The organism is Amycolatopsis balhimycina FH 1894 (genome assembly GCF_000384295.1).
GTDB lineage: Bacteria > Actinomycetota > Actinomycetes > Mycobacteriales > Pseudonocardiaceae > Amycolatopsis > Amycolatopsis balhimycina.
Genome location: NZ_KB913037.1, coordinates 9346935 through 9364664, shown reverse-complemented (window position 1 = coordinate 9364664; position 17730 = coordinate 9346935). Strand labels below are relative to the sequence as shown.

Here is a 17730-nt window from a genome sequence, read left to right as displayed (position 1 = left end):
GCAAAAGCGACTCGCGGTGACACAAGACCTGCGTGCCGGTCATCGGATCGCCGCCGCAGGCCATGAGAATTAGGGCCCGGTTTGGGTTCACGAACATGTGCGACCAGGAAGCCGAATACACCCCTGGCACCGAGGAGCACTAGTTGCCCGTCTTGAAACGTTTTATTTCGCCCGAAGGACAGATCTGGGAGTACGACGAAATCGTGGCCCGCGTATTCGCCGCCACAGAACTCCTCGCCCGAAGCGGTATCGAACCCGGTTCGCGGGTACTGCTGAGCGGGGGCAATTCCCCTGAATGGGTTGTCGATTTACTGGCGCTCATTCACCTCGACGCGTCGGTGGTCCTGGCCGATCACCGGGCCTCCCCGGCACAACGCTCGCTGATCCGCGCCCAGGCGCGCACGATCCTCGAAATCAGCAGCGGAACGGGCGATACCGCGGCGCCACCGCCCGCGTCGATTGCGGCGGCCGAGCCCGATTTCACGGCCTGGACACGGCGCCGGGATGCCGCGATTTCGTGGTCGTCGGGCACCACCGGCACCCCCAAGGGCATCGTCCGCTCCGGTCGTTCGATCCTGCGCAACCTCACCCTCAGCGCGGAACGCATGGGCTACCGGCCCGACGACGTCTTCCTGCCCCTCCTGCCGTACTCCCACCAGTACGGTCTGTCGCTGGTGCTCTGCTGGTGGCTGGGTGGCGGCACGCTGGTGGTCCACGGGCCGGCCACGCGCCTGGACCGGGCGCTCTCGCTGGGCGTGGACCACGGCCTCTCCGTCGTCGACGCGGCCCCGTCGACCTACTACAGCCTGCTCAACCTGCTCGACCGCCGGCCCGCGCTCGGTGACGCGCTGAAGCGGGTCCGGGCCTGGTGCGTGGGCGGCGCGCCGCTGGGGCGCACCCTGGCGGCCCGGTTCCACGCCCGCACCGGCCGGCACCTGCTCGACGGGTACGGCGCGACCGAGGTGGGGAACATCGCGCTGGCGCCCCTTTCCGACCCGGTCGGGTGTGGGCCGCCGCTGCCCGGCGTGGTCGTCGAAGTCCACGACGAGCACGGCCGGCCGCTTCCCCCCGGCCGGCTCGGCGAACTCGTCGTCCGCAGTGACGGCCTGATGACCGGTCATCTGGGCGATGACGGCGAGGTCGTTCCCGCTCCGGGTCCCGTGCACCGCACCGGCGACATCGGCCTGCTCGACGACGCCGGCCGCGTGTTCCCGATCGGGCGCAGGCACGCCGTGCACCGCAACGGCCACACCCTCTACCCCGACCACCTCGCCGAGCAGGCGGAGTCGGGCGGCGCGCAGGCGGAAGTCGTCGCCGTCCCCGACGAGCGGCTGGGCACCCGGCTGGTGTTCGTGATCGCGGACCCCGACGAACACGAGCCCGCGCACTGGAAACGGGTCCTGCGCTCCGTGCTCGCCCACCACGAGCAACCCGATCACATCGTCGTGCTTCCCGCGTTGCCCCTCACGAACTCGGGAAAGCCCGACCTGGCCGTTCTGGAAAAGATTGCCATGTCCTCGTTGCCCTCGTCGCTCACCACCATCGAGTCCGGCTCGGCCGTCAGCGCGGCCGAATACCGCATCCCCTTCGCCGACCGCGTGGACGCGCTCCGCGCGGTGCGCCGGTACGTGGCCGGCAACGAGGGCGCGGTGCTGGAAATCCTCCGCGAAATCTCCCCCCACCACACGGCCGCGGCGGAGATTCGTTCGTTCCTGGCCACCCTCGACGGCGCGGAAGAGGAGATGCGCCGGGTCCGGCCCGGCCAGGTGCCCAGAGCCGCGGTGTTCATGCCTTCCAACATCCCGCTCTATTCGTACGCGCTTTACCTGCTGGTGACGTCGCTGTACACCGACCGGATCGTCTTCCGGCCGTCCAGCCAGATCAAAAGCCAGCTGGGGCGCCTGCACGCGCTGCTGGCGCCGGTGCACGGCCTGCCCATCGAGCTTTCCGACCTCAGTCAGCGCAAGTTCGTGACGGGGCCGGTGCGCGAGGCGGACCTCATCGCCTTCACCGGCAACTACACCAATGCCGAGACGGTCCGTGAAGGGCTGGCCGAGGACCAGCTTTTCCTCTTCTTCGGGCACGGCATCAACCCCTTCGTGATCGCTCCCGACGCCGACCTCACGCGCGCGGCACACGATGTCGCGAGGATCCGGCTGTACAATTCCGGTCAAGACTGTTTCGGTCCCGATGTGGTGTTCGTGCCCCAGCGGCGCACCGGGGAATTCGTCGACCTGCTGACCACCGAACTGGCCTCGTTGCGGTTCGGGCAGAACAGCGACCCCGCCGCCGGCTACGGTCCGATCTACTACGACTCGGCGCTGGTGGACTGCTCGGACTACCTGGTACGCCACGTGCGCCGCATCCGGCACGGCGGGCACATCGATCTGCGGTCCCGCCGGGTCGAGCCGACCGTGCTGCTGTGGGACTTCGACGACAAGATTCCGCTGGACGAGATGTTCGCCCCGATCTTCAACGTCGTGTCCTATCCCGGCGCGAGACGTCTGCGCGAACGGTTGGCCGGCCCGTACTTCAGCGAGCGCGCGCTGGGAGCGATGGTCTACGGCAATGATCCGGAGACTGTGAAAGCGCTCTCCAAGTATCACCGGACCTGCGTCAACCACACGCTGCTCGACGCCGAGGACGGCAACCGCCCGTTCGGCGGCTTCGGGATGATGGCGAACTACCGCTCCTACGGCGGTGAGCGGCACGCCGAACCCCTGCTCATGTCGCAGGCCGCGGCGCGGAGTCTCCGGACGGTCGAGCCGGTCGCGGCGGGTGGGCGGTGAGCCGGACGGGCAAGCGGTACGCCGGCGCGTGGTCCGCGATCGTCGACCTGCTGGTGGCGAACGAGGTCGGCACCTGCTTCGGGCTGCCCGGCGACGACCTGGAGCTGCTGTGCGCGCTCGACGCCGCCGGCCTGGACGTCGTGCCGTGCCGCGACCAGCGCAACGCGATGTACATGGCGACGGGCTACGCGCTGCAGTCAGGCCGGCTCGCCGTCTGCGCGCTGGGCAAAGGGCCGGCCGTCACGCACGCGGCCACGGGGCTGGTCGAGGCGCGTGAGTCCGGGGCACCGGTCCTCGTCCTCGCCGCCGGCACACCCGAACGGCGCCGGGGCAGCGGCGGATTCCAGGAACTCGACCAGGTCGCCGTGGCGGCGCCCCTCGTGCGGTGGGCGCACCGGGTGGGACACCCCGCCCGGGTCGTTCCCGCGACGGTGACGGCGATGACCCGGGCCGCCGGGCCGCCGGCCGGACCCGTGTACCTGGAGATCCCCGATGACGTCCGCACCGCGGAAATCGTTGTCCCGGAAGCACTGCCGGGGCGGCCGGAATCCCTGGTCCTCGAACCCGGTCCCGTGCCGCCGGGACCGGCACTGGCCGCGCTCCGCGGCAGCCGGCGCCCGGTCGTGCTGGTGGGCGGTGGCCTGCGGCACCACAACGACGACGGTGTGGTCGAGCGGTTCGCCGAACGCCTCGGCGCGGCGCTGTTCACCACCGCGTCCGGCCGCGGTGCCGTCGATGAGGGCCACCCGCTGTTCTGCGGCGTGGCCGGCCTTTACGCCGCGGCTCCCGCCCGCGAGCTGTGGTCGGCTTGCGACCTGGTGGTGTCGCTCGCCGGGCGGCTCGAGGAGACCGCCGTCGAAGGCGGCACGCCGTGGCCCCCGGTCCCGGTGGTCCAGGTCAACATCGATCCGGGCGGGCTGTCGGCCGAGTTCCCCGGCCCCCGCGTGCTCGGCGACGCCCGGCACGCGGTGCTCGGCTGGTCGCGAGCGCTGGCGGAGGACCGCAACGCCGAGGCGACGACGGCGTGGGCGAACGAGATCGCGCTCGCCCGCAAGGCCATGGCCGTCGAGGTGGAGGCGGAACTGGCCCGCGCGGCGGCGCTGCCGGGCATCCGCATCGCCGAGCTGCTCGCCGCGCTCGACGCCACCGGCGGCGAGCGCCGCGTGCTGGTCCAGGAGAACGGGCTGCAGGACATGTGGTCCTACTGCTTCCCCTTCCACGCCGGCGGGGGATCGATCGTCCCGTCGGAGCAAACCCCCCTGGGCTTCGGCGCGGCCGCGGCCGTCGGGGTCAAGCTGGCCGCCCCGGACCACGAAGTCACCGCGTTCGTCGGGGACGGGGCGTTCGTCGCGGCCCGCGCGGACATCACCGCCGCCGCCGCGGCCCACGGCGGCGTGCTGTACGTGGTGCTGTGCAACGGCGGCTACGGCTGGCTGGACGCCCAGCGCGCCCGGCTCGGCCTCGACGCCGGACGCCACCCCTTCATCAGCCCGGGCGCGCCGCCGCCGGTGGTCGACGGCACGGACATGCACTACCACGTGCTGCGCGACAAGGCCGCGCTGACCGAGGAAATCCTGGCCGCCCGGCGGCTCTGCGCGCAGGGACGCACAGCCGTGCTCATGGTGCCGGTCGACCCCGGCGACATCGCCCCGCCCGTCCGCGACGCCGAGGTGGTTCCCCAATGACGGACGCAAGAACGCGCAGTGACGGCAGGCGGCGGGTGCTGGTCACCGGGTACGGGGCGGTGACGCCGCTGGGCCACAGCGCCGGCGAGACCTGGACGGCGATGCTGGCCGGCCGCAGCGGCGTCGATACCGTGGACGTGATCGACGTGACCGATCTCGACGTCCGGATCGGCGGCCAGGTCCGCGGGTTCACCCCCGGCCGGTACATGCCCCCGATGGTCAGCCGCCGCGCCGACCCGTACGCCCAGTTCGCGCTCGCCGCGGCGCTGGAGGCCTGCGAACACGCCGGGCTCGTCGTCGACGACCGCCTGGCGCCGAGGGTCGCCGTCGTCATCGGCAGCGGCTACGGCCCGGTGGGGTCGATCTACCGCGCCGCGGACCGGCTCCGCGCCAAGGGGCCGCGGGCGATCGGCCCGTTCACCCAGATCACGACCGCCATGGACAGCGCGGCCGGCGAAATCAGCATGCGGCTCGGCACCCAGGGGCCCAGCCGTGCCCAGAGCACCGCGTGCGCCAGCGGCGCCGACGCGGTGGGCGCGGCGATGCGCATGATCAGTACCGGAGAGGCCGACATCGTCCTCGCCGGCGGCGCCGACGCCTGCGTCACCACCATCGACCTCGCGGGCAGCGGCAACGCCCGCGCGTTGTCCAAACGCAACGACGACCCGGCCGCGGCGTGCCGGCCGTTCGACGCGCACCGCGACGGGTTCGTGATGAGCGAGGGAGCCGCCGTGGTGGTGCTGGAGGCCGCCGAGGTGGCCGAACGGCGCGGGGCGAGCGCCTTGGCCGAACTCACCGGTTACGGGGCGAGTTCCGACGCCCACCACTGGACCGCCCCGCATCCGGAGGGCCGGGGCGCCCGCCTCGCCGTCGAAGCGGCACTGCGCGACGCGGGAATCACCGGGGCGGACGTGGACTACGTCAACGCGCACGGCACCGGAACGCTGCTCAACGACGCCACCGAGGCGGCCGTCCTGCGCAAGGTGCTGGGGTCCCGGGTCACCCGGATCCCGGTGAGTTCCACCAAGTCGATGACCGGGCACATGATCGGTGCCGCCGGGGCGGTCGAGCTCGTGGCTTCGATCCAGGCCCTCCGCACGGGTGATGTCCCGCCGACGATCAACTGCCACGACCCGATCGACCCCGGCATCAACTTCGTGCCGCACAAGACCCAGCACCACGAGGGGATGCGGATCGCGCTCAGCAACTCGTTCGGCTTCGGCGGCCACAACGCCGCCCTCGTGGTCCGAGCGGTGTGAGGGTGATGAACGCGCCCCCGGCCACCGTCACCCGCAGCGGACCGCTGAACTGGGTCCAGCAGTGGCACTGGTACGAGCACACCATTCCCGCACCGCGGCGGGTGAACCCGACGCCGCTCGCCGACCACTGCCACATCCCGCCCCCGGCGACCGTCGCCGACGTGCACGAGGCACTCGCCGCCCTCACCGCCCGCCACGAGGCGCTGCGCAGCACCATCGACCCGCTTCGCCCGGTGCAGCACGTCCACCACGCGGACTGGGCCCCGCTGCCGGTCGACTGCGTCGACGTCCCCGTCGCCGACGCCGTCACCCTGGAGGCGGCCACCGCGGCGCTGGCCGCCTGCCCGATCGACCCCGAGCGGAACCCGCCCTGGCGCGCCAGGGTGCTGCTCGAGGCGGGAAAGCCGTGCGCGGTCCTGGTGGCAGCCCACCACGTCATGGTCGACGGCTGGGGGCTGGCGGCGCTGATCGGCCAGTTGCACGATCTCCTGCGCGGGGCCGGCGGACCGGCGGACGCGGCCGTGCACCCGCTCGACACGGTCGCCGTCCAGGACCCGGACCGTGCCCGCGCGGCCGAACGCGAGTGGCTCACGCGGCTCGCGGGCAATCCGGCCGGGGTGCTGGCCCCGTTCGGCGGGCGCGGCGACGGCACCGGGCGCCACCGCCTCCAGCACCGCTCAGTCGAGGCGTATGACGATCTCGACCGCGTCGCCCGGCGGTACCGGGTCAGCCCGGAGGTCGTCGTGCTCGCGGCACTGGCCCACGAGGTCGCCGCGCACACCGGCGAACACCGGTTCCTCGCGTCGGTGGTGGTCTCCAACCGGGCCAGGGCCGCGCTGCGCACCAGCGTCGGCGTCTGGGCGCTGACGGTTCCGGTGCAGATCGAGCTCCGCCCGGGCGCGGCGTTCGGCGAGGTGGCCGCCTCGGTCGCCGCCGCCTCCGCGGCGGCCTACCGGCACGGCCGGCACCACCCAGCGGAGCTGGTCGCCGCCCTGGCCCGGCAGGACCGTCGCCGCGGGGTCGTTGCCGTGCCCACCATCGAGTACAACTGCTACTCGTGGCCACGCGACTACCTGGTTCCCGCGGCGGCCACGCCGCCGGACGGGCCGGCCACCTGGATCCGCAGCGCCCCTGACGAACCCTGCGAGACGCTCTTCGTCGACTTCAGCCGGGACACGGGGTTCGTCACCCTCGACGTCACCGTCGGCGACCACCTGTTCGACGCCGGGCAGGCAACGGCGTTGCCCGCCCGGTTGTGCGGTCTCCTGCGCCGGCTGGCCCGCGGTGCCGACTGCCCGGTCCCGGCACGCTCCCGCACCCCGGCCGCGGCCGGCTGGTGGCGCGCACCGCAGGGATGGGCGTGCTTGACGACGGTCGAAGACGTACTCCGCGGCCATGCCGGCGTGCTCGACGTGACGGTGACACCCGGCGAGCACCCCGTGGGGGACGACGAACCGCAGCTCGTCGCGCACGTCCGCGTCGACGGCGAGGTCACCGCCGAGGACCTGCACCGGCACGTCCTCGACCACCTCGGCGAAGTGCCCGGTCTCGTGGCCCCGGGCCGCTATCTCCTGTCCCCGGCCGGTCCCGAAGCCGACGCGGCCACGCTGCGGATTCCGTTCCGCCCGCCCACGACGGCCGCCGAACGGGCGCTGGCCGCCGCCGTGGCCGAGGTGAGCCCCGGCGACGGCGCCGTCGACATGAACCGCTGCCTCGCCGGCCACGGAGTCACCCTGGTCGCCGTCCCGCGGGTGCTGGAGTTGCTGCAGCGGTCCGGCTTCACCGGGATCGCGCCGGACGAGCTGGCCGGACCGGCCTCGCTCGGCCACCTCGCCGCGGCCCTGGAGCCCGCACCGCCCCGCGCCCCTCGTGGAGGAGAAACCCCGTCATGACCACATCCCCCAGTTCCGCACCGTCCGTGGACCGCCTGGCCCCGTGGGGCTTCGCCGAGTTCGTCGAGGCGAACACCCACGACACGGCCTACCGCCCGCCGGTGGTGGACGGGCCGATCGGGCCGACCATCGTCCGCAACGGCCGCGAGCTGGTGAACTTCGCCAGCATCAGCTTTCTCGAGCTGGAGCGCCACGTCTCGGTGCGCCGGCACTTCGCCGAAGGGGCGCTCGCCCACGGCCTGAGCACCAGCGGATCCCGGATGACCCAGGGAATCTGCCGCCCGCACCAGGTGCTGGAGGAGACGATCGCCCGCCACACGGGCAAGGAGCGGGCCATCAGCTTCGCCACCGGGCTGCTGGCCAACATCGGGTTCGTCCACGCCATGAGCAGCTCCGCGCACTTCGACGCCGGGATCGAGGTGCGCAACCGCGACACCGTCTTCGTCGTCGACCGGGACGTCCACTGGAGCATCTGGAAAGGCCTCGAGGGACTCGGCTACGGCCGCAACGTCCACGCCTTCCGGCACAACGACGTCGCCGACCTGGCCGGTATCCTCGACCGCGTCCGGAGCCGCAAGACGGTGGTGATCGCCGAGAGCATCTATTCGGCCGACGGCACCATGGGGCCGATCGTGGAGATCCTCGACGAGTGCGACCGGCACGGCGCGATCAGCATGATCGACGACGCGAACGGCTTCATGGTCTACGGGCCCGAAAACCGGCCGTACGCCCGGGAGGCGGCCGCGATCCGGGAGCGGGCCGACTTCGTCATGGTGTCCCTGTCGAAAGCCATCGGCCTGGAAGGCGGCGCGATCGCCGGACCGGCGGCGGCCATCGACGCGTTCGAACTGCTCTCCGGAACCTCGATGTTCACCGCCGCCATCCAGCCACCCACCGCGTACGCCGCCGAGCGCACGATCGAAGTCCTCGCCGGCAACCCGAAGATCGTCGACGACTACCTGGCGCACGCCGCCCGCCTGCGCCGGCAGATGCACGAGATCGGCACACCGACGACGCCGACCGAGTCGTACATGCTCTCGGTGCCGATCGGGAACGACGCCGCCGCCCTGCAGATGCGCGAGTGGTTCGTCGAGGACGGCTACCTGGTGCCCGTTTTCTCCTACCCGGCCGTCTCCCGCAACCAGGCGCTGCTGCGCCTGTTCCCGCACGCGGGCCACACCGAGGAGCAGATGGACGGCTTCCTGCGCACCCTCCTCGCCTACCGGTGGCGTCTCGGGCTCTGACCTCCCGGCCAAGCAAGCTCCCAGCCCAGCAAGAAGGAGAAACCCCATGGTGGACAACACCGACATTCTCGACGGTCTCGCCGAGATCGTCGAACTGGTCACCGGCCTCGACTCCGCCCAGGTGACCGCCGAGAAGTCGTTCGCCGACGATCTCGACATCGACTCCCTGTCGATGGTGGAGATCACCGTCCAGGTCGAAGACCGGTTCGCGCTGCGGATCCCCGACGACCAGGTCGCGGAGCTGCGGACCGTCGGCGACGCGGTGAACTACGTCGCCGGCCACCGGTGACCGCGCCGGGCGTCCTCGATCGCTTCCGGCTCGACGGCCGGGTCGCCGTGGTCACCGGCGCTTCTTCGGGGCTGGGCATCGCGTTCGCCACCGCGCTGGCCGAGGCCGGCGCCGACGTCGTGCTCGGGGCACGGCGCGCCGGCAAGCTGGAGGTCACCCGCGCGGCCGTCGAGAAGCTCGGCCGCCGGGCCGTCACCGCGCGGACCGACATCGCCGACCCGGCGGACTGCCGTGCGCTGATCGGCGCGGCCATGCACGCGTTCGGGCGGGTGGACATCCTCGTCAACAACGCCGGGATCAGCGGGGAACACCCCGCGACCGAGGAGACCCCGGAGCAGTTCCGCGAGGTCGTCGACGTCAATCTCAACGGCTCCTACTGGATGGCCCAGGCCGCGGGCGCGGTGATGCTTCCCGGCAGCGCCATCGTCAACGTCTCGAGCATCCTCGCGCTGGTGACCGGCGGTCTGCCGCAGGCCGCCTACTCGGCCTCGAAGGCCGGGCTGCTCGGCCTCACCCGGGATCTCGCCCAGCAGTGGACCCCCGGCAAGGGCATTCGCGTGAACGCCCTCGCGCCGGGTTTCTTCACCTCCGCGATGACCGGCGGCTACGCCGAGGGCTACCTCGAGGCGATGCTGCCGCGGGTGCTTTCGGGCCGCGTCGGCCGGCCGGACGAGCTGGCCGCGGCGCTGGTCTTCCTCGTCTCCGACGCGGCGTCGTACATCACCGGCACCACTCTGACGATCGACGGCGGCGCGCACATCGCGTAGTCCCGCCGGCGATCCGGAACCCACGAGCGGAAGAATTCATGCTGTCGATCAGTGCACGAGGTGGCCGGGGGAACCGGCGATGACGAGGGGAACGGCCGCCCGGTCGCGGCCGCGCGAGCCGCTCGGCGATCCGCACCTGCGCCGCCTGGTCGTGGGCCAAGGACTCGCGGCGGTGGTCGATGCGCTGTTCCTGGTCTGGCTCACGCTCTACGTGCTCCGCCTGTCGGAACCCGGGCTCACCACGGGGTTCGTCCTGCTGGCCGTGGCCCTGCCGCGAGCCGCGCTCCTGCTGCCCGCGGGAGTGCTGGTCGACCGCCTCGACCCCGCCCGGGTCGTGGTCGGCGCGTCGTGGCTGCGGGTCGCCGTCCTGCTCGCCCTCGGCGCCCTGGTCACGTTCACTTCGCCGTCGGTGCCGGCCGTCGCGCTGCTGGCCGGCCTGCTCGGGATGGCCGACGCCGCGTATTTCCCGGCGGCCCTGGCCTTGCTCCCGGCCCTCACGCCGCCCGAGAAGCTCTCCCGGGTCAACGCAGTGGTGCAGGGGGCGGAGTCGACCGGCGATCTGGTCGGCCCGGCGGTGGCCGCCGGGGTCGTCGCCGCGGCGGGCTTCGTTGTGACGCTCGGGGGGATCGCCGCGATCGCCGCACTCGCCGCGATCGCGCTCAGCACGCTCGTCCGCGTGGCCGGGCGGGGTCGCAGTGCCGGCGATGGCGAGCGGCCCGGCAGTGCGCGTGCCCTTGGTGCGGGCTTGGGCTATGCCTGGCGCGAACCGGTTGTGCGCGGGATGCTGGCGGCCATCGCCGTGATCAACATCGCGGTCGTGGGCCCCGTGCTCGTGGGCGGCGCGGTGCTCGCCGAACAACGCCTCGGTGGGGCGGGATCACTGGGCGTCGTGCTCTCCGGTTTCGGTGCCGGCTCACTCGCCGGCGCACTGATCGCCGGCTGGCGCCCGCCCGCGCGGCGCGGCTGGACCGTGGCCGGCGGGGTCGCGGCGATCGGCGCGGGCACCGCCGGGCTCGCCGTCGTCACCACGGTCGCCGCCGCGACGGCGGTCGTCACCCTCGTCGGCCTGGGGTCCGCGTTCCTCGGCGTGGTCGTGGTGGCCACCCTGCAGGAGCGCGTGCCCCAGCACCTGCTGGGCCGGGTGATGAGCCTCGTCGTCCTGGCCACGGTGGCGTTCGACCCGTTCTCCTACGTGATCGCCGGCGTCCTGCTGCCGTACGGCACGACGACGCTGTTCCTGGCCTGCGGCGGCGTCGTACTGGCGGGTGCCGGCCTGGTCGCCGCGAGCCCGGTGCTCCGCTCTCTGCGTTGACCGGTTCTCTGCGTTGACCGGCGATGTTTCCCCGAACAAGACTTGGGAGGACCCGTGCCCGGACTGCTCGCAGGCAAGCGCCTGCTGATCACCGGCATCATCACCGACGCGTCACTTGCCTTCCACACGGCCAAGATCGCGCAGCAGGAGGGCGCGCAGGTGGTGCTCACCGGCTTCGGCCGCGTGTCACTGGTCAAGACCATCGCCAAGCGGCTCCCGGAACCCGCGCCGGTCCTCGAGCTGGACGTGACGAACACCGAGCACCTGGACTCCTTGGCCGGCCGCGTCCGCGAGCACGTCGACGGTCTCGACGGCGTGCTGCACTCGATCGGCTTCGCCCCGCCGAGCTGCCTGGGCGCGCCGTTCCTGGACGCCCCGGCCGAGGACGTGAAGACCGCCGTCGACGTCTCGGCGTACTCGTTCATGTCGCTGGCGAAGGCGTGCCTGCCGCTGCTGAACCGGGGCTCGTCGATCGTGGGCATGGACTTCGACGCGCGGGTCGCGTGGCCGGTCTACAACTGGATGGGCGTCGCGAAGGCCGCGCTGGAGTCGGTCAACCGGTACCTGGCCAAGGAACTGGGCCCGCGGGGCATCCGCGTCAACCTGGTCAGCGCCGGCCCGGTGAAGACCATGGCCGCCAAGGCCATGCCAGGCGCCTCGGCCTTCGAAGACGGCTGGGCCGGCCGCGCCCCGCTCGGCTGGGACAGCACGGACCCGGCCCCGGTGGCGAAGAGCGTCTGCGCGGTCCTGTCGGACTGGCTCCCGGCCACGACCGGCTCGATGATCATGGTCGACGGCGGGGTCCACGCCCTCGGCTGATCACCACGCGCCGGGTTGCTGTCGCACCGTCCGGAACATCCCGACCTTCGACGGGGCCGGTCGCAGGCAAGGCGTGGCGACGCGGTTCAACGCCAGGCACGGCGGGTAGAAGGTGAACCGCTGTCAGACCTCGTCCCGCGCCGGGCAGGTCAGTCGTCCCCGCCGCCACTGCCGACGCAGGAGATTCCCCGTGCCCTCTTCCCAGCCCCGCACCAGCCGATGGGCGATCGTCGTACTCACCGCGCTGGCCGTCACCAGCTGCCATGTGCCCAACACAGCGGCCCCGGCACCCAGCACAGCTCCCGGCGACCTGCCGGTCGGGACCTCCTCGGCGGCGATGCCCAAGCCGGACACCTGCAAGCTGGGCACCCGCGACGGCCAGCCGCTGCCCGACCCGCACTGCACCCCCGGCGCCGTGAACCCCGCGGTACGGCAGGACACCATCAAGGACACGATCTGCAAAACCGGGTGGACCAAGACCGTCCGTCCACCGACATCCAAAACGAACACGATGAAGGCCGCCTCCGCCCGCTCCTACGACCTGGCACCCGGCGACAAGGGCGAGTACGACCACCTGGTCAGCCTCGAACTCGGCGGCGCCCCGGACGATCCCCGCAACCTGTGGGTCGAACCCGGCACGATCCCGAACCCGAAAGACGCGGTGGAGAACAAGCTCCACGCGGCCGTGTGCTCCGGCCTGATCCAGCTCGCCCCCGCCCAGAAGGCGATCGCCGGCAACTGGGTCACCGCGTTCGACACCGTCGGCCTGCGCGTCGCGGGCGGAAAAGTGTGCCTGCGCGACAAACCCACCAGCTGCGTGAACGGGCACCGCGGTGACGAGGACGGCAACTGATCTCGCGCTGGTCGCGCCGAAGCTGCCGCCGTTCCCGGTCCCGTGGTGTCCGCCGCGCCCACCCGTCCGATTCGGAGGGCCAAGGGCTGCGCTTCACCGGGTGAGCGGCAGGGCAGCCATCCCGCGCAGCGCCGGGTTCTGGCGGCGCTGCACCTCACCCCCGATCCGCAACGCCGGAAAGCGTTTCCCCAGCTGTTCGAGCAGCACTGTCATCTCAAGGCGCGCCAAGGCCGCGCCGAGGCACAGGTGCAGGCCGTGCCCGAAGAACAGGCCCCGGCCGGTGTCGCGGGTGATGTCGAACCGGTCCGGGTCCGCGAAGCGCGCGGGGTCCCGGTTCGCCGCTCCGGTGAGCACGACGATCGCGTCCCCCGCCGGGATTTCCACCTCGTCGAGCACCGCCGGCCGGACCGCCGCGCGCTGGCTCATCTGCGCGGCCCCGTCCCACCGCAACATCTCCTCGGCCGCCCCGGTCGCCAGCCCGGGATCACCCGCGAGCAGCGCGAACTGCTCCGGATGGGTCAGCAGCGCGAAGATCCCGTTGCCCAGCGCACCCGCGGTCGTCTCGTAGCCGCCGCCGAACAACACGACAAGCGAATTGAGCACGTCCTCCTCCGACATCAGCTCCACGTCGGCGGTAGGCCGGGCCAGCAGGGCGGACGTCAGGTCGTCACGAGGTTCCGCACGCCGCCGCGCGATCAAGTCCGCGAAGTAGGCACGGAATTCGACGGCGGCCGCGTCGACCTCGGCGCGCAGGTCCGCCGACATCGCCGGGTCGACCTGCTTGCCGATCAGGTCGGTGACGCGGCGGAGCCGGTCGTGGTCGGCTTCGGGCACCCCGACCAGGTCGCCGATCACCGCCATCCCGAGCGGGTAGAGCACCGTGCCGACGAACTCCGCCGCGGTCCCGTCCACCGTCGCGTCGGCGAAGCGATCCAGCACCCGGTCGACCGCCCGGCGGACCGCCGGCTCCAGCCCCTGGACGCGCCGGACGGTGAAATCCCGCATGAGCAGCCGGCGCTCGCGCGTGTGTTCCGGCGGGTTCTTCCACGGCAGAAGACCGGCCAGCAGCACCATCGCCGGGTTGTCGCGCCAGCCCGGCCTGTACCGGTCGCGCCACTGCGCGTCCAGCACCAGGAAGGTCTCGCCGTCGGCGAGCACCCGCTGGCAGTCGGCGAACCGGCTGAGCACCCAGCCGCCGAAGACCTCGCTGCGGAAGATCGGCGTCTCTTCGCGGAGCTTCGCGTAGACCGGGTACGGATCGGCCAGCCCCGCCGGGGTCGACAAGGACAGCAGGGCTTCGTCGGCGGCTGCGGACATGATGCTCCCTCCAGTGGCGAAACGGTTCCCGCAGTCTTCTCCGAAGCGCCCGCACCGAGGCAGGGCCCGGGCCCGGCTTCACCCGGATGGCAGGCGGCGCCAATGAGTCGAACGTCCGGCGCCCCGCAATCGTCCAGAACCTCACGCGCTGCCGTACGTGACATGGTCAGGGACGCCGGGCGCGGCGGACGCAGGCGATGGTGACCGCCGCGCAGGTGAGCGTGGAGACCGCGTGGATCCGCCGCAGCCGGGGCACCGACCGCCAGTCCGCGGGGCCGCCGGCGACCCGGTTGAGGATGAGGCCGGTCAGCGGGCGTCCAATGAGGACGGTCGGCACGCTCGGCGGGGCTCGCCGCCCCCGGTTGGTCGAGTACGGCGGCGGACTCGTCGACCTGCGACGGTCACCGGGCTCGCCGCCGGTCTGCGCGACCGGCTGCGCCCGGCCTGACCCCGGGAACCGCGCCGGGGATCAGCGCAATCCGAGGCTCCGCACATGGTCAGCCGGGATACCCGGACCGGGGACACCCGGGCACGACGTTCGCCCGGTCGTTGGTTGTGCCGACCGGCTCGGACGGATAGGTATATCTGCGGCGAATCGAGTCGGGTGGTGGCTTCGGTGGGGGGCTCGTGTGACGGTGGAATTCCGCTTGCTCGGCGAAGTCGAGGCCGCCGTCGACGGCACTCCGGTCACCATCGGCTTCGCCCAGCTGCGCGGTCTGCTGGGGGTGCTGCTGGTCGAGGCCAACCACGTCGTGTCGGTCGATCAGCTGCTCGATCGGGCCTGGCGCCCGCATCGCCTGCCCCGGCACCCGCGCGGCGCGGTCCACCAGCGCATTGCCCTGGTGCGCAAGGCACTCGCCGCCGTGCCCGGCGTCGCCGTCACGACACACCCGGCCGGTTACCGGCTCGTCGTCGATCCGCAACTCGTCGACCTGCACCGGTTCCGGGCTCTCTGCGAGCAGGCCCGCGCCGGCCGGCAGGACGACCGCGCCGTCGACTCGTTCACCCGGGCGCTCGGGCTGTGGCGGGGAGATCCTCTCGCGGGTGTGACGGACACGGACTGGGTCGGTTCGGTGCGCACCACGCTCCTGCAGCAGCGCCACGCGGTCGAGCTCGATCTCACCGACATCCGGCTGCGCCTGGGGCAGCACGCCGGCTTGCTCGCCGAGCTGGCCGACCGCGTGGAGCGTCATCCGCTGGACGAACGCCTGGCCGGCCAGTACCTGCTCGCGCTCTACCGCGGCGGCCGCCAAGCCGACGCGCTGGCACGGTACGAGCAGCTCCGCCGCGATCTCGCCGACGAACTCGGCGTGTCCCCGAGCCCACCACTGCGGCAGCTGTACCAGCGCATCCTCCACGCCGCTCCCGACCTGGCCGGGCCGGCGGCGCGCACCGAGCCGCCGGCCACGCCGGTGCCGCGGCAGCTGCCTGCCCCACCCCGGCTGTTCACCGGCCGCGCCGCCGAACTGGCCCGGCTGGACGCCATCCTGACCGAACAGCCGGACACGGGCGGCACGGTGATGATCTCCGCGATCGGCGGCACCGGCGGGATCGGCAAGACCTGGCTGGCGCTGCACTGGGCCCACACCCGCCTCCACCGGTTCCCGGACGGGCAGCTGCACGTCGACCTGCGCGGCTTCGACCCCGCCGGGCAACCGGTTCCCCTGGTCACGGCGGTGCGCGGCTTCCTGGACAGCCTCGGCGTTGACCCGGCCACGATCCCGGTCGACCCGGACGCCCAAGTGCGGCTGTACCGCAGCCTGGTGGCCGGCAAGCGCATGGTGATCGTGCTGGACAACGCCCGCGACACGGACCAGGTCAGCCCGCTGTTGCCGGGCAGTCCCACCTGCACGGTGCTGGTCACCAGCCGTCGCCACCTCGGCGGGCTCGTCACCGCCCACGGCGCGCACTGCGTCGACCTCGACGTCGTCTCCGAGCGCGAGGCCCGTGACCTGCTCACCCGCCACCTCGGCCACGACCGGGTCGCCGCCGAACCCGAGGCGGTCGACGAGCTGGTGGCCTGCTGTGCGGGCCTGCCGTTGGCGCTGGGCATCGTGGCCGCCCGCGCCACCCGCCACCCCGGCTTTCCCTTGGCCGTCCTCGCGGACGAGCTGCGCGACCGGTCCGGTCGCCTGGACGCCCTGGACCCGGGCGATCCGCGGGTCACCCTGCGCACCGTCCTGTCCTGGTCCCACCACGCGTTGTCCGACGCGGCCGGGGTCGCGTTCGGCCTGCTGAGCCTGGCACCGGGCCCCGACATCGGCCTGCCCGCCGCCGCCGGCTTGCTGGGCCGGCCGTCCGGCGCGACCCGGGCGCTGCTCAACGAGCTGGAGAACGCGTGCCTGCTCCAGCAGCACACACCGGGCCGGTACCGGATGCACGACCTGGTCCGCCTGTACGCCACCGAATACGCCACCCAGCGGCACGACCCGGCCGAACGGGAAACGGCGCTGCGGCGCGTGCTCGATTTCTACCTCCACACCGCCCACGCGGCCGACCGGCTGGTGGATTCCCGTCGCCCGGCTGTCCTGCTCGAGGCACGTGCCCCCGACGCGAACCCTCACGAACTGCCGGACATGGCGGCGGCGATGTCCTGGTTCGAGACCGAGCACGCCAACCTGGTGGCCGCCCAGCGAGCCGCCCTCGACCACGGCTGGGACGCCCGGGTCTGGCAGCTGGCCTGGGTCCTGACCACCTTCCACGCCCGGCGCGGACACCGTCAGGACGATCTTTCCGCGTGGCGGGCCGCGGTGGACGTCGCCGCGCACCTGCCCGACCTCGCCGCCGCCCGCGCGCACCGCTACCTCGGACGCGCCCAGGGCGAACTGGACCGTCACGAAGACGCGAGCCGGCACCTGCACCAGTCCCTCGCCTTGGCGGAGCGCGACCGCGACACCGCCGAGCAGGCTCTCGCCCACCACCAGCTCGCCCGGGCCTGGGAGCGGCGGGAGGACAACAGCCGGGCCCTGGAGCACGCCACCCGTGCGCTGGAACTGTGCCGCGCCCTCGACCGGCCGGCCTGGGAAGCCAACGCGCTCAACGGGGTGGGCTGGCACGCCTCCCGGCTCGGTGACTACGACACCGCCCGCGCGCACTGCCAGGCCGCGCTGACCCTGCACCGCCGGCACGACAACCCCAGCGGCGAGGCGGACACGCTGGACAGTCTCGGCTACATCGACCACCACACCGGCCACCACGACCGGGCCATCGACCACTACCGGCAGGCGCTCACGCTCTTCCGCCGGCTGGGCAACACGTACGAGTCCGCCGCGACCCTCGACCGGCTCGGCCACCCGTACGTCGCCCTCGGCCGGCACGAACTGGCCCGGGTGGTCTGGCGGGAAGCGGCGGAGCTGTACGAGGCGCACGGACGCGACTCCGACGCCGCCCAGGTCCAGCGGCGGCTGGAAAGCCTCGACGAGCACGCCGGTGAGGGTTCCCGGTAAACCCCGGTCCGGAACGAGGATCCCGCGCCGTCCGTGGTGGACCACGTACGCTCGCGAG

Annotated in this window: 13 protein-coding genes; 11 read left to right on the top strand and 2 right to left on the bottom strand. The window is 72.7% G+C overall.

Annotation, left to right across the window (positions count from 1 at the left end; translation table 11 throughout):
• Positions 1 to 143: 143 nt before the first annotated feature.
• From A3CE_RS55640 to A3CE_RS0143100, 10 genes are all read left to right on the top strand, one after another.
• Entirely contained in the window at positions 144 to 2789 is a 2646-nt protein-coding gene (locus A3CE_RS55640) for an aldehyde dehydrogenase family protein (protein ID WP_026469411.1), read from the top strand.
• Positions 2786 to 4474, top strand: coding sequence for a thiamine pyrophosphate-binding protein (locus A3CE_RS0143140; RefSeq protein ID WP_020646335.1), 1689 nt, complete (start codon positions 2786 to 2788; stop codon positions 4472 to 4474). Before A3CE_RS55640 ends, A3CE_RS0143140 begins: the two co-directional genes overlap by 4 nt.
• The gene (fabF, locus tag A3CE_RS0143135) at positions 4471 to 5733 is read left to right on the top strand and encodes a beta-ketoacyl-ACP synthase II (protein ID WP_051183830.1); all 1263 of its coding nucleotides are present in this window, start codon (positions 4471 to 4473) and stop codon (positions 5731 to 5733) included. The genes A3CE_RS0143140 and fabF overlap by 4 nt, the downstream gene beginning before the upstream one ends.
• Before the next feature lie 5 nt (positions 5734 to 5738).
• Positions 5739 to 7625 carry a condensation domain-containing protein gene (locus A3CE_RS0143130; RefSeq protein WP_020646333.1) on the top strand — a complete coding sequence of 629 codons (1887 nt, stop codon included), beginning with the start codon at positions 5739 to 5741 and terminating at the stop codon, positions 7623 to 7625.
• Complete coding sequence (locus A3CE_RS0143125; RefSeq protein ID WP_020646332.1) at positions 7622 to 8869, top strand: aminotransferase class I/II-fold pyridoxal phosphate-dependent enzyme; 1248 nt, start codon at positions 7622 to 7624, stop codon at positions 8867 to 8869. The genes A3CE_RS0143130 and A3CE_RS0143125 overlap by 4 nt, the downstream gene beginning before the upstream one ends.
• 46 nt (positions 8870 to 8915) lie before the next feature.
• Positions 8916 to 9158: an acyl carrier protein gene (locus tag A3CE_RS0143120; RefSeq protein WP_020646331.1), complete on the top strand. Its 243-nt coding sequence runs from the start codon at positions 8916 to 8918 to the stop codon at positions 9156 to 9158.
• The gene (locus tag A3CE_RS0143115) at positions 9155 to 9925 is read left to right on the top strand and encodes an SDR family NAD(P)-dependent oxidoreductase (protein ID WP_020646330.1); all 771 of its coding nucleotides are present in this window, start codon (positions 9155 to 9157) and stop codon (positions 9923 to 9925) included. The genes A3CE_RS0143120 and A3CE_RS0143115 overlap by 4 nt, the downstream gene beginning before the upstream one ends.
• A gap of 79 nt (positions 9926 to 10004) precedes the next feature.
• A complete protein-coding gene (locus A3CE_RS53775) occupies positions 10005 to 11237 on the top strand; it encodes an MFS transporter (protein ID WP_020646329.1) in 1233 nt (410 codons plus the stop codon).
• 54 nt (positions 11238 to 11291) lie between these two features.
• Entirely contained in the window at positions 11292 to 12056 is a 765-nt protein-coding gene (gene fabI, locus A3CE_RS0143105) for an enoyl-ACP reductase FabI (protein ID WP_020646328.1), read from the top strand.
• Between the two features lie 190 nt (positions 12057 to 12246).
• On the top strand, positions 12247 to 12909 hold the full coding sequence (locus A3CE_RS0143100; RefSeq protein WP_020646327.1) for a hypothetical protein: 663 nt from the start codon (positions 12247 to 12249) through the stop codon (positions 12907 to 12909).
• Positions 12910 to 13002: 93 nt separating this feature from the next.
• Here the strand turns inward: A3CE_RS0143100 and A3CE_RS0143095 are convergent, their stop codons facing one another.
• Both A3CE_RS0143095 and A3CE_RS56980 read right to left on the bottom strand, forming a co-directional pair.
• The gene (locus tag A3CE_RS0143095; RefSeq protein WP_020646326.1) at positions 13003 to 14226 is read right to left on the bottom strand and encodes a cytochrome P450; all 1224 of its coding nucleotides are present in this window, start codon (positions 14224 to 14226) and stop codon (positions 13003 to 13005) included.
• A 166-nt stretch (positions 14227 to 14392) separates the two neighbouring features.
• Positions 14393 to 14563, bottom strand: coding sequence for a DUF3159 domain-containing protein (locus tag A3CE_RS56980; RefSeq protein ID WP_020646325.1), 171 nt, complete (start codon positions 14561 to 14563; stop codon positions 14393 to 14395).
• Positions 14564 to 14855: 292 nt separating this feature from the next.
• On the opposite strand from A3CE_RS56980, the gene A3CE_RS0143085 reads away from it, so the two are divergent.
• Entirely contained in the window at positions 14856 to 17672 is a 2817-nt protein-coding gene (locus A3CE_RS0143085; RefSeq protein ID WP_020646324.1) for an AfsR/SARP family transcriptional regulator, read from the top strand.
• Positions 17673 to 17730 lie beyond the last annotated feature (58 nt).